The organism is Wolbachia endosymbiont (group A) of Epagoge grotiana (assembly GCF_947251775.1).
GTDB lineage: Bacteria > Pseudomonadota > Alphaproteobacteria > Rickettsiales > Anaplasmataceae > Wolbachia > Wolbachia pipientis.
This window is the reverse complement of the sequence record NZ_OX366387.1, coordinates 1121319-1135105: the sequence shown is the minus strand read 5'-3', so window position 1 is coordinate 1135105 and position 13787 is coordinate 1121319. Positions and strand designations below refer to the sequence as shown.

At 35.2% G+C, this 13787-nt stretch carries 9 protein-coding genes; 3 read left to right on the top strand and 6 right to left on the bottom strand.

All coding sequences use genetic code 11. The annotated features are described in order from the left end of the window. Window positions 1–476: 476 nt before the first annotated feature. On the top strand, window positions 477–2282 hold the full coding sequence (sdhA, locus tag OPR50_RS05295) for a succinate dehydrogenase flavoprotein subunit (protein WP_213862922.1): 1806 nt from the start codon (window positions 477–479) through the stop codon (window positions 2280–2282). Here sdhA and OPR50_RS05290 read toward each other — a convergent pair. The 5 genes from OPR50_RS05290 to ychF form a co-directional block, all read right to left on the bottom strand. Continuing rightward, window positions 2254–4791: an ankyrin repeat domain-containing protein gene (locus tag OPR50_RS05290; protein ID WP_265023892.1), complete on the bottom strand. Its 2538-nt coding sequence runs from the start codon at window positions 4789–4791 to the stop codon at window positions 2254–2256. The genes sdhA and OPR50_RS05290 overlap by 29 nt on opposite strands. A gap of 285 nt (window positions 4792–5076) precedes the next feature. Beyond that, window positions 5077–5682, bottom strand: coding sequence for a guanylate kinase (gene gmk, locus OPR50_RS05285; protein ID WP_264339592.1), 606 nt, complete (start codon window positions 5680–5682; stop codon window positions 5077–5079). Continuing rightward, the gene (locus tag OPR50_RS05280) at window positions 5666–7471 is read right to left on the bottom strand and encodes a pentapeptide repeat-containing protein (RefSeq protein WP_265024327.1); all 1806 of its coding nucleotides are present in this window, start codon (window positions 7469–7471) and stop codon (window positions 5666–5668) included. The genes gmk and OPR50_RS05280 overlap by 17 nt, the downstream gene beginning before the upstream one ends. Further along, window positions 7464–8657 carry an ankyrin repeat domain-containing protein gene (locus OPR50_RS05275; protein WP_265023891.1) on the bottom strand — a complete coding sequence of 398 codons (1194 nt, stop codon included), beginning with the start codon at window positions 8655–8657 and terminating at the stop codon, window positions 7464–7466. The genes OPR50_RS05280 and OPR50_RS05275 overlap by 8 nt, the downstream gene beginning before the upstream one ends. A gap of 267 nt (window positions 8658–8924) precedes the next feature. Further along, entirely contained in the window at window positions 8925–10019 is a 1095-nt protein-coding gene (gene ychF, locus OPR50_RS05270; protein WP_264339392.1) for a redox-regulated ATPase YchF, read from the bottom strand. Between the two features lie 117 nt (window positions 10020–10136). Between ychF and OPR50_RS05265 the strand changes: the two genes are divergently transcribed. Together OPR50_RS05265 and OPR50_RS05260 are read left to right on the top strand one after the other, a co-directional pair. Beyond that, the gene (locus tag OPR50_RS05265) at window positions 10137–11069 is read left to right on the top strand and encodes an OTU domain-containing protein (RefSeq protein WP_265023890.1); all 933 of its coding nucleotides are present in this window, start codon (window positions 10137–10139) and stop codon (window positions 11067–11069) included. A gap of 75 nt (window positions 11070–11144) precedes the next feature. Continuing rightward, window positions 11145–12320 carry a CCA tRNA nucleotidyltransferase gene (locus tag OPR50_RS05260; RefSeq protein WP_213862916.1) on the top strand — a complete coding sequence of 392 codons (1176 nt, stop codon included), beginning with the start codon at window positions 11145–11147 and terminating at the stop codon, window positions 12318–12320. Here the strand turns inward: OPR50_RS05260 and OPR50_RS05255 are convergent. Continuing rightward, the gene (locus OPR50_RS05255; protein ID WP_264339395.1) at window positions 12304–13782 is read right to left on the bottom strand and encodes a coiled-coil domain-containing protein; all 1479 of its coding nucleotides are present in this window, start codon (window positions 13780–13782) and stop codon (window positions 12304–12306) included. The two genes, OPR50_RS05260 and OPR50_RS05255, sit on opposite strands and share 17 nt — an antisense overlap. Window positions 13783–13787: the final 5 nt, after the last annotated feature.

The window sequence follows — 13787 nt, the reverse complement described above, 5'->3', positions numbered from 1 at the left end:
AAACGCCAATATTTTAAAGCGGATAATAACCACGGGGCTTCTTTTGCCTTTTTTTTCGTTTGGTAAATTTCTTAATGTTTATAGCTAAAAGAGCCCAAGAGAGGTGTCATTCCAGTGCCTCTGTGATGTCATTCCAGTGCTTGACACTGGAATCCAGTTTTCCATATAATCTCATCGAAAACGTCGTATTTTAACATAAAACAGCTACTTTTATACTCACCAACTTAATAAAATTCCTGGATGCCAGTGTCAAGCACTGGCATGACACCCTACTAGTAGCACAATGTTCGTACAGCTGTACGTGTGACCAGAAAAAACATAGACCCCAAGTGTCAGCTACTTTCATGACACCCCGACAACCGTCATCCCGCTACTTGTTAGCGCCGCGGCGGCATGACGTCTTAACTATAGAAAACTTGTATAGATTTTTTCTACTTCTGTGATATCATAAGCCTGTAATGATAAAATAAGTAAATATGGATAAGTCAGCGTATGAGATCATAGAACATGAGTATGACGTGGTAGTAGTAGGTGCAGGTGGAGCAGGGCTCAGAGCAACGCTTGGGATGGCTGCAACTAATTTTTCAGTTGCCTGCATTTCTAAAATTTTCCCTACACGAAGTCATACAGTTGCAGCACAAGGCGGAATTAGTGCAGCTTTAGGTAATATCGGTGAAGACGATTGGCGCTGGCATGCATATGACACAATAAAAGGTTCAGACTGGCTTGGTGATCAAGATGCAATAGAATATATGTGTAAAAACGCTGCTAAAGCTGTTATTGAACTTGAAAATTTTGGCGTACCTTTTTCTCGTACAGAAGATGGCAAAATATACCAGCGTTCCTTTGGTGGAATGACAACTCACTTTGGTAAAGGAAAATCAGCGCAGCGCACTTGTGCGGCAGCAGATAAGACTGGGCACGCAATCCTTCACACTCTATATCAGCAGTGTCTTAAATTCAACGCTGAATTTTTTGTTGAATACTTTGTGATTGATTTAATTATGGATAGCGAAACCGGAGCATGCTGCGGAGTTCTTGCTTGGTCGCTATGCGACGGCACATTACATAGATTTCGTGCGCATAGAGTGGTGTTAGCAACAGGTGGATATGGACGTGTTTATTTCTCTGCAACAAGTGCGCATACCTGCACAGGTGATGGTAATGGCATGGTAGTAAGGGCTGGATTACCACTTGAAGATATGGAATTTGTACAATTTCATCCAACAGGAATATATGGCTCAGGGTGCCTGATGACAGAAGGATGCCGTGGTGAAGGGGGGTACCTCGTTAATTCTCAGGGCGAGAAGTTTATGGAACGTTACGCACCAAAAGCAAGAGATTTAGCTTCCCGTGATGTGGTAAGTCGCGCAATAACAATTGAAATTAGAGAGGGAAGGGGGGTTGGACCAAAAAAAGATCATATGTATTTAACTATAGCGCATCTTGATCCGGAAGTAATAAAACTCAGATTGCCGGGCATCAGCGAAACCGCAAGAACTTTTGCTGGAGTTGATGTCACTAAAGATCCAATACCGGTCATTCCGACTGTTCACTATAACATGGGTGGCATTCCAACCAATTATTATGGAGAAGTGATCACGCTGAAGCAAGGTAAGGAAGAAGTGGTAGATGGACTATTTGCAATTGGAGAAGCTGCATGTGTTTCTGTGCACGGTGCAAATCGACTTGGTTCTAACTCGCTTCTTGATCTTGTGGTTTTTGGTAGAGCTGCAGCGCTCAGAGCAAGAGAGAAACTAAAATCCGGTACACCACATAAAAAATTGCATTCAGACTGCACAGACTGGATAGTAGATAGATTTAATAAAATGCGATTTGCCTCCGGTGGGCTAAAAGTAGCAAAAATACGCAGCGAAATGCAGAACACTATGCAAAAGTACGCATCAGTGTTCCGTGTTGCTGAAGTTTTAGAAGAAGGCAAAAAAGCTATAAAAAAGGTAGCAAAAATGATGCCTGATATTTCACTTGAGGATCGCAGTATGATGTGGAATAGTGATTTAGTTGAAGCACTGGAGCTTGCTAACATGATCCCACAAGCGGTTATTACCATGGAATGCGCAGCTAATCGCGAGGAAAGCAGAGGTGCCCATGCTCGTGAAGACTTTCCTGAACGTGATGACAAAAACTGGATGAAGCACACTATAGCGTGGCTTGAAGAAAAGAAAGGGCAAATTAACGTAAAAATTGATTATAAAAAAGTGGCTGAAAAAACTCTGAGCGGTGAGATTGATTTCATAGCGCCAGAGAAGAGGGTTTACTAGTTACACTATCCCTACACAATTTTTCAACGAGTTTTATTGATATGGCACTCATTTTAGTGTCTGGAGGACTCTCAGTATGCTCTGATTGATTTGATGATTTTTGCACCTCTTGCTCTTCTAAATCGTTGGACTTATTTTCTATATCTTTAACAGAGTTATTGCATTGTGTATCATTTTTTGGTGCGTTATCTTGAAGTGTAAGTTGCTTTTCTTCAGTAAACTTTCCTTTAATTTTTCCAAATCCTTCATAAATATTTTCTAAATTCAAGTAAATAAGATAACAAACTCCAATAACTGCTATAATAGATGAGGCAGTTGCAATTGTAATAATTCCTTGAGAAGCACTGAATATTGCTGCACAGGCTAAAGCAGCAAATACAAGCGTTGTCACTGCTTTACAAGCAACATTATTGATGTACTTCACAATATCGCGTGCTTTTAACTTCCTGCCAAAGTTGCACTTCAGTTCAGTTCTCATATCATCTGGAATAAGCGCTCTACCCATTGATTTCTCTATTCCTTTTATAGTTTTATAATACTCTTTGCTCCATAATCTTTCGGGTAGTATTAACTGCTTTGGGTCAACACCATTTTGCAATAATTTTACACAGAACTTGATCGTGTTATCACGGCTCTTAGGATTGACCAAATTATGTTTATCTTTTGTCGTCTTAGTAATTAGCGCTACTTGTAGTGGTGTGCGTTCTTTTTCGTTAGCGGCGTTTGCAGCTTTACTAAATTTCTCTTTTTCCACCGAATTTAAAATCAACTCTAAACATGTAACTTTTTGTTCTCCTTTGAATGAAGCAATATAGTGCAGAGCATTTTTTTCATCTTTATCTTGCACAGTAATATCTGCACCATTTTGTAAAAATAACTCTAAGGCTTTATATCTATTTGTTTTTTCAAATTTTCTATCTGTACATGATCGATCCTCATTCTTTTCTTTTATATGCTGAAGCAACTGATGAAGAGGTGTTTGCTCTTTCCCGTTAACAGCATTTATAGCCTTACTAAATTCATCCTTACCTAAAGTCAACTTCAAACATGCAACTTTTTGTTCTCCTTTGAATGAAGCAATATAGTGCAGAGCATTTTTTTCATCTTTATCTTGCACAGTAATATCTGCACCATTTTTTAGCAATAGTTCTAGGGTTTCACACCTTTTAGTTTTTTCAAAATTTTTACCTGTACATGATTGTTTCCCGCTCTTTTTTTTTATATACTGAAGTAATCGGTGAAGAGGTGTTTGCTGTTTGTTTCGAGTATTTACCAGTTCTTTGTTTTTTTCTAGTATAAGCTGAGTAAAGTTACACTTTGCTTCTTTCTTTAATGTCACAGCACAGTGTAAGACCGTATCACCATCTGCATTTTTAGTAGTAATATCATCACCTCTCTGTAGCAAATCATTAAATCTATCTATATTTTTATCTGAAACTGCTTTATGTAATGGGTAACCACCGTCGGTAATTTTCGCGATTTTAATTACTACCGAGTTTTCTGTCTTTTGGTCTAACTTAGACTTCTTTACTGACTCTGCTAATTTTTCTAAGAAATTACGATAGTATGTCTTTTGCTCCTCTTTTAAGTTTTGTAATTCTTCTGTAGATAATTCTAAATTATCAGAGCTGGCTCCATGCTCTAACAATTTTGTAAGAAACTTAAGTGTGTTATCGTTACTTCGAATTGTATTAGACTCATGTTTTTCTTTTGTTACCTTGTTAATTAGTGCTACCTGAAAAGGGGTCTGATTTTCACTATTAATGAGTTGTGCTAGATCTTCCTTGGTGACCGTTTTTATTAGGGTACCTAGAAACTTGCATTTCTGTTTCTTTTCCAATGACACGATAAGGTGTAAAATATTATTTCCTTTTTCATCTTTTATGCTGCTAATATCCGTACAATCTTTTAGATATTTTCTAAATTTCCTGTTATTTCCATTTTTGATCGCTTTTAGTAATTGAACATTATTATGCGTTGTTCCGTTGCTTTTCTCTACTTCTTGATCTTCATTTGCTGTATTAGGGTTACTGATTGAATGTTTCTCATAATCATCACCAGCATCGCTACTGTAGTCACTTTCAATTCCACTGTCCCTACGATCATTTTGGTTACAATATTTGCTATTATAAGTAATTTCTGAAATTGCTTGCTTTACTCGCTCTTTTGTTTCATTTGATATTTTTTTCGATCGTTCTATTGCTTTATCTAGCACTGGAAGGAAGCATTGGACATAATACCTATAATATTTTTCTTGTTCTCTAAGTGATTCTTCTAATTTAGTTAATACTTCAGGACTAGCATCTTTTTCAAATAACCTTTTACACTTCTTGAGGGTTCCATCTTGACCTCTTGGTTTTTCACGCTTGTGTTCTTCTTTTTTTACCTTTCTCTCTATAGTGCAGTGCAATTGCTCGTCTTTTCTATCCTGCTCTTGCTTTTTATTTTTATCTATGCATTCACCTAATTTATCTGCATTAGTAGTTAGTGCAGTTATATCTATACCCATACTAAAACCTCAATATTAAAAGCTATTTAAGTTGTCAGCACTAAACTAACAACCAAGAAGTTTGACTTTTAAATTGAGCTAAACGTTGTATATGTATAGGTGGAAAGGCAGAAAATTAATTTCTGTGAGAAAATTTGCCGTCATAGTTAAACCTCACTTGAACAGTTGCTACTATTTTAACCATTTAATCTTAAAAAATAATAAATATAGCTAAACTGTGAAATGTGCTATTGGCTAAAATAGGATAAGAAACTATAGCTGCAAATATCCAAATTGATGTTTTTATCAGTCTTCCAGACTTGGTTTTTCTTTTAGTTTTTTAAGTCTTTCTTTATTTAGTATGGAGCTTATCTCTTCTACACTTTTATCAATATCATCATTGATTATTACATAATCATATTTATCACGTTTGCTTATCTCTTTTTGAGCTTCGGCTAATCTGCGCTCTATTTCGCTTGCATCATCACTATTACGCTTTTGCAAACGCAACCTAAGCTCTTCCATTGAAGGGGGAAGTATAAAAACACTCACAACTTTTTTTCTCATGAGCTTGAATAAGTGAAATGCTCCTTGCCAGTCTATGCTGAGTAAAACACTTATTCCATTGCTTAAGTTTTGCTCTATAAAATTTCTTGGTATACCATAAAAATTCTCAAAAACTTTGGCGTATTCAAGCATTTGGCCAGCTTTGCATAACTCGTGAAATTTTTCTTCGGTAACGAAAAAATAGTCTTTTCCATTTCTTTCGCCGGGGCGAGGCTTGCGTGTAGTCATAGAAACAGACCTAACTAAATTAGTTGATTGCTCAAGTAATTTTGCTGATATAGTAGTTTTTCCAGCTCCAGAAGGGGAGGATAGAACCAATAATACGCCCTCACTTTTTACGGTCATTTTTCTTTGCATTTTTTAACATGGTGCTTTTTGGATCAGAGTTTAAAAAGCTAGAACCTTCTAAATTAGAATTTGATAAGTTGGTGCCAATGAGAGAAGAGTTATCAAAGACAGTATAGCGCAAATCGGTCTTTTCAAAATTTGCCTTATTCAAATTAACGTTTACAAACTTTGCTCTACTCAATGTTGAATTAGAAAAATCGGCATTTTCTAAATTCATATTCTTAAATTCAAAGTAAGAATAATTTACATTAAATTTTTCACCCTGTGATATTTTCTCTTGCAAATCTTTAATCGAAGTTATAGCATTTTCTGAACCTGCAAGTTTTTTCTGTCCTTTATTGTCAATCAAAATTGAATTATCAAATTTGCAACCTGTTAAGTGAGCATCAACAACTGAACTTTTATATATGCTTGAAGAGAGAAAAGACATATCACTAATTGTTGAATTACTCAAATTGCTAAGAAAAAAGCTAGTTTTCCTAAAGGCATTAGCGTGAAGCAAAGAAGATCTGAAATCGCTTTCAATAAAATTTGAATTAGTTACTTTTAAATTGGACCAGCTCGAATTATCAGCTAATAAATTAAAGAATGTTGAATTTTCTATTTCACTGGAATCAATATTATGGCGAGAAAGTGTACTGTTATAAACTTGAGAGTCTTTGATTTTTATCTTATACATTGAAGTTGTAGAAAGGTCTGAATCTTCTATCTTCGCAGAGGTGAATAGTGAATGGTCAAAAAATGAGCCATTCATGTTAGAATTTGCAACTTTAGTATTATGAAACTTTCCGTGACGAATGTCAGCATTAGAAACATTAACTTGATGCAGTTCACTAAAACTAAAATCAATATTGGATAAATCAGCATCATGAAGATTTGCTTCAGAAACATATGCATGTTTTATCTTGGAACCATTTAGTATAGATTGAACAAAACTTGAATTATCGTCATTCACATAGGAAATTTGTGTGTTGCTTAAATTAGCCTCGTCGAAGTTACTGTTAATTATGATAGAAGAATTAAGGCAGGCATCGGAAAGATTGCTACCTGTAAAGTCTGATTCTTTTAACTCTGCACCATATATGTTAGCATTTTTTAATGAAGAAAATTGTATCTTTAATTTATATGCATCCACTCCAAAGAAACTTGCATTATCAAGGTTGTTTTTCTGCATAACAGTATCGTTTATTTCACTATCACTAAAATTTACGTGGCTAACATTCGAGTTTGATAAGTTGGAGAAATTCATTTTCACATTCGAGAAATTAGTATGCAAACCAATTACGTTGTGCATACTTACTTTTTTGAGATCGGAACTGATAAAATCAGCATAACTAACATTAGACTGATCAAATACGATATCTGTTAAGTTTGCAGAAACAAATTTTGTAAAACTCAAATTTGTACCTTTTATTTTAATGCCATGTAAATTAGCATTGGAAAAATTAGCACCACGTAAATCAACATCAATGAAAGACACATCGGATAAATCGGTGTTAGAAAAATCGGCACCAATCAGACTTACTCCATCAAAAACAGATTTACTTAGGTACAGTTGGTTAAAATTAGCTCCATTTAAGTTAGAACCAAAACCTTTCTTAAAATCTTCTGGCACGCCCTCTTTGTGGCACTGCACCAAAAATTCAGCAAAGTCTTTTTTACTGTAAGATACGTATTTTACATCATGCAGAGCTTTTAAAAAATCACTAATCTGATTTTTTTCATCATTTGTTTCGTTTCCATAACATAAATGACCAACTAAAATTAATATCAAAAATCTAATCATCTTGCTTATCACACTGCGACTCATTGTTTTCTTTCGTTTTCACAGCCCAATCGTACATTGCTGAGCTTTCTTTATTGTCTATTTTTCTATCCTCCAAAAGGTGTGGCATCATTTCGGCAATCGCATTTATTATATTGATCTGCTTTTTTTCGATTGCTATATCAATTGGGGATTGAAAATTATTGTTAACTACTCTAAGATCAGCACCTTGTAATAAGAGAAAGCGCACTATGTCTACCTCACCTTGTTTAACTGAATAAATGAGAGGAGTATCACCCAATTTATTTCTAAACCTTAGTATCTCTTGTATTGTTAATCCAATTTTTTCTAGCTTACTTATTACTCCTCTTAAGCAAGTTAAGTTGTTCTTCTTAATGCAGTAAAAAAATTGCTTACTGTAATCATCAATAAACACAGTTGTAGGAAGATGCTCATTAAGGCTATCATATTGTCGTTTATATATTGACTTGCTTTGTATGTCTTTATGACCCCATTCTTTTATTGGTTCTCTGTTTAGCTTTGTCCATTTTTGTAAATTTTTCTTTTCACTTTCATCTTTTTTAGTTATAGGTTTTACTCTATTGCGGTCCTTGGAATTACTGTTTGTTTCTTTCACTTTTTTTTCTTCAAACTGACTCTCTACTTTTTCTTTTTTTTCCTCTAATAATTGACTCGCATCACTTTTTGAAAGTTCATTATCTTTTATATCAATCTTCTGATCAGCTTGTAGATTTTTTTGCGGGTTAGCTGTATTCTCATTTAAATCAGCACTTAAAGGCAAAGGCTCTGGTTTCAAATCTTTATTCACTTCTTTATTGGCCACATTTGGTAAATTTTGAGCAAATTTGTCTGTGCTTCCTTCTAGCTGGTCATTTGGCAAATCTTTATCAATCCTTTCACCTTCACTTATAGTTTTTTCAACCACGAAAGCTTTGTTCTCGTTGTGTTGCAGTTTCTCTTTATCGGTAGTGCCGTCTAATCTTTTGCTCTCAGCCTCTTGTGTTTGTTTAGCATCGACGTTGCTTTTCAACTCATCTTTTTGATTTGTGCTATCTTGCTTCCTTACACCTACATTTTCGTTTTTATGAACTGATTCAATTTTCTTTTCTTCAAGCTGCTCTACGGCAAACAGGATGGGTGATCCGAATACGACAGCTAATAATATAAAATATAAAATATTCTTCATAAATATCCCAAGCATAAGCTTAATTAAAATGATACTATAATCAAATGATTAATCTACAGTAAAAAATGCCTTAGGATTTAATTTATAAAAAAACAATAGATTTTTTGTATCTGTTCAGGGGCATCGCAAATATTGAAGCAAAGTGGTCAGTGCTTACTGTACGAACATTGTGATTTGAGAGCAATCTCCGCTAGGGAGGATGTCATCCCAGTGCCCAGACACTGGGATCCAGAAAACTTAACTTTAAATAAGTGGCTGCATAATAAACTACACATTAAACCTAAAGTGCATTATATCACCATCTTGCACGATGTAATCTCTGCCTTCAAAGCGAATTTTTCCTGCGTCTTTACAAGCCGGTTCACTTCCATACTTTATGTAGTCTGCAAAGCCTATCGTTTCTGCTTTTATAAAGCCTTTCTCAAAATCAGTGTGGATTACACCTGCTGCTTTATCGGCTGTTGACCCTATTTTTACTGGCCAAGCTCGTGCTTCTTTTGGCCCTACAGTAAAGAAAGTTATCATACTCAGCACTTCATACATAATACGCGCTACTCCATCAAGCCCTGATTCTTGTAAGCCAAATTCTGATAAAAAACTCTGTTTTTCCTCTTCACTATCAAGATTTGCAATATCTGCTTCGAGTTTTGCTGAAATGCAATAAAATTTGCTTTTATTTTCCTCTGCCATTCTCTCTACCTTTTTAGATAATTCATTGCCAGTTATAACATTTGTATCTTCAACATTGCAAACGTACATAACGGGCTTTGTTGTCAGCAATTGAAGCAACTTCATCTCATCTCCATCGATATTCTCCAAACTTCTTGCAGGTTTACCTAATTTTAAAGTAGCTAATACCTCTTGCATTAATTCAAGTTGTCTCTTTAGCTCTTTATCACCTTGCTTTGCTTTCTTTTCCAATTGAGGAAGCCTTTTTTCTATGCTATCAATATCAGCTAGGATTAATTCCATTTCTACCACTTCAGCATCTGATATTGGATCTATTTTACTGTGTATATGGCTGATATCGTCATCCGTAAAGCACCTGAGCAGATGAACGATGGCATCAACTTCTCTGATATGGCTTAAAAATTTATTGCCGAGCCCTTCGCCTTTACTCGCACCCTTTACCAGACCTGCAATATCTACAACTTCTAATTGGTTGTAGATTACCTTCTCTGAGCCTGCAATTGCTGCGATTTGTTTCAAACGTTGATCTTTTATCGAAATCTTGCCTATATTTGGCTCGATTGTGCAAAAAGGATAATTTGCAGCTTCGGCTGCACTTGACTCTGTAAGCGCATTAAATAAGGTTGATTTTCCTATGTTTGGTAACCCAACTATACCGCAGTTAAAACTCATATTTGCTATGTAAAATTATAACTATTGCATAATTTAAAAATTTCTGCTATACTTAATTAGTCGCTTATTGACAATTTTGTTGGTATAGTAATATATAGCTTAAATTAAGGTAAAACTATGACTACAGCTAAGAAACGGAAACTACCAAGTGACTTTCATGATGTTGAGGTTGGAATAAAAAGGCCCAGGATCTCAGGGCAAGAAATAACTCTTTTAAATAGTAACCCTTACCCTGACAATTTCTATGTAGGACAAGCAATTGGTAATGGAAGCTGTTTTTTTGACTCGTTCAGGCAAAGTCTAGAACAACAGACAGGAGAGCAAGTTACTGCCGAAAAATTAAGAAATGATTGTAGGGAATTTGCGCAAAAGAATCCACCAAAGTGGTTTACAAATGCAATTGTCAATAGTCATGATAACAATGGCCAGCACCGTAGTGAAACTGTAGATGATTATACAGCAGACATTATGCGTAACAGTAGGTGGGGTGATCCTGACGTTGAAGGCAGAATACTTTGTGAAAAGTATAAGGTAAAGCTACATGTTATAGAGAACCAGACTGTTGATAACCAAGATCTGTCTTTGCATGAATTAATAGACAATTCAGGTTCAAAAAGTGCAGGTGAATACAATAAAGTTGATTATGATGATAGTAGTATTGTGCATATAATAAACAAAGGCGGATTGCATTTCGAACCATTGCTTGATAGAAATAAAAGTTTAGCAAAACAACTGCAAGAGGAAACCAAACTTAAACAAGAGCAAGAACAAGAAGATTTCCTATTAGCAAAAAAACTGCAGCTAGACGAGATCTTAGAATATTGTAACCTTTCAAAGGATATCTCTGAGAGAGCAGAGGTTGAAAAGGGATTTGATAAGTTATTGGCAGAAAATGCTGATGGAAAAATTGGTGATGTTGTAGGGCAGTGCGTTAGTGATATAAAGCAGCACATAGAGCAGCAAAACCCTTCAAGTTTACTAAGATGTGGTACGGAATCGATGGCAGAACCATTTCATCAACAACGAGCACCACAACTTGTAAAATCTTAATAGCCCTGTATATTTTTATATAGGGCTTTTGCAAGCATTTCATATAATATGAACTTGCAGTACGTACTAACCTAAATGCAAGTTGACCATGAGACTAGTTTAATTATTGATGCCATAGAGGAATTTGGTGGTGAGGCTAGGCTTGTCGGCGGGTGTGTGAGAGACTCAATTTTGCAGCGTGATGTCCACGACATCGATTTAGCTACTAATTTGCTTCCCAATCAAACGATTAAAGCGCTAAAACTCCGTAATATAAAAACTATTCCAACTGGCTTAAAACATGGAACTATCACTGCGGTTCTAAATCAAAGATCTTTTGAGATCACAACACTAAGGCATGATGTGAAATGTGATGGTAGGCATGCAAAAGTAGAATTTACCAATAATTGGCAAGCGGATGCTTCAAGGCGCGACTTTACATTTAATGCTCTGTATGCAGATAAGCATGGCCATATATATGACTACTTTGGTGGTATAGAGGACTTAAAAGCGCGAAGGTTAAACTTTATAGGCAACGCTGAAGATAGAATTAAAGAAGACTATCTACGTATTTTAAGAGCATTTCGTTTTCATGCAAAAATATGTGTCGGAGATTTGAGTGATGAAATACTAAACGTATGCAAAAAGCATTCGCATATGATTCAAAACCTCTCTGGAGAGAGAATAAGAGATGAAATACTTAAATTGCTGGAGTGCAATGATCCTTTTCCAACACTTAAGAGCATGCAAGAATCTGATGTTTTGCAAAAGATTATCCCAAAAGAAGTAAAATGCGAAATTCTGTCTTCGCCACTTCTTTTGGGCACTGATGCACTAGTAAAATTAGCGTTACTCCTTAGGACTACTAAAAAAAATGACAGGCTAAGTCTTGGAGAATATGTAAGCAAATTTTTACGTCTTTCGAACAAGCAAAAGAAAAAGCTGCTATTTTTACTATCCAACGATATCAAAACAGAACTCTCAGAAAAAGAGCAAAAAAAATACATATCTTTATTTGGTAGAGAATTATATTGTGATTTAGTGAAAATTTGTGGTGTTGAGTCTGGAGAAAATGTTGATGAATACATTTCATTTGCTAACACATTCAATATTCCAAAATTTCCTTTATCTGGCGATGATTTAATAAGTATAGGTCACCAGCCAGGAAAAAGTTTAGGTAGAAACTTGGAATTGCTAAAACAACATTGGGAAGATAGCTCCTACACTTTAACAAAAGAGGAGCTGGTGCTTTATGCTAAGAGCCTATTCTAACTGCTTTCTGACTGTTCAATGAATGTATGCTTGCAATATTAGGGGAACTCATAGAGGAATTAGGTATATGTTCTTTTTTAGCTTTTTCTGTTAATTGATATTCGTTTACTCCTCCTTGAGTTTGATTACACATTCCCTGATCTGGAGATAAAAATTTATCTCTTATGCTTAATGCCAGTTGTAACTCTTGAATCTTATTTGAAAAACATTTCATTTTAGCCTCTGTTAATTTTCCTGTAACAATTTCTTTAAGCAATTCTCCTGAGTCGTTATTATTATTATTCTTGCTATTAAAGCTGTGCAAGATAGAGTCTACAATCTTATTTACCCCTTCTTGTTTGTTAAATTCTAATTTCTTTACGCATTTTCTAACAGAAGGTGACAACTTGGCTTTTAACGTGTCATCTCGTAGTTCTTTACCCATATTTTTTCCAATGTTACAATGTTCGTTGACAACTTCTTTAACCTTAGCTTCTATGATCTCCCTTGCGGATTGTTTCAAATTACTTTCTAATAATTCAAGCAGCTTACTGCTTTCAAATTTGCCATCATCTTGATTTGATAGAGACTTTATAGTTTCATTAAGCACGTTATGGCAAAAGTGTTTCTCTTTAAATTCAGGAAAACCTTTTTTTAACTCCTCGTTTTTCCCAGATAAAAAGTTATTGAGACCCTTATCCCTAGAAAGCTTATTGGGCAAGTTTCGTAATTTTGAAAGAGTTGATTTTGCAGTAGATACTGTACTCACTGCACCTGCCTTTTTAGCCAATTGACCTTCTTTTGCTTCCTGTAGTTTCTTAGTGTCAGCTTTCAATTGACCTTCTAAATCAATCTCCAATTGTTGTTTAGATTCTTGAACACTTTGTAATTGCTTCCCCAAGTTCTCCATTTCACCCAATTGAGCAGTCAATGTATTCACACTTAATCGTAGAGCTTTGTTTTCATGACCTAAGTCACTGACTTTATTTTCTAATTCAGTATTTTTGTCTTTAGCCTGACACAATTTATCAGTCTGTGATTTAAGTAAAGCCACTAATTTGCTAGCTTGCCATTGTTGATTCAATTCAATTAATTTATCCTCCTTGTCCTTTAACCTACTCTTAAGTTCTATTATTTGTGCTTGCAGACTTTCATTATCTTTCCTAGTAGCTTCAATTTCTTCTCCTTGCTCTCTTATTATCATGTATTGATCAAATATAGTTTTCTGTTGTTCATCAACTTTATCCTGCATTGCTTTTTTATCTTGTTTGTATTTGGTTAGTTCCTCTTCTCGTTCGCCTGCATCTTCTGTAAGTCCCTTATAACTCTTTTCAAGTCCTTCAATTGCAGATCGTAATTCTCTATTTTCTTCTTTTAAGGAAGCATTTTGTAAACGTTCAAGTTCTAATTCCTGATTTATGCCCTCCAGCTGTTCTTCTAATGCTTCATCATCTTCCTCTGTTATCAATGCTACTCCATCCATACGCG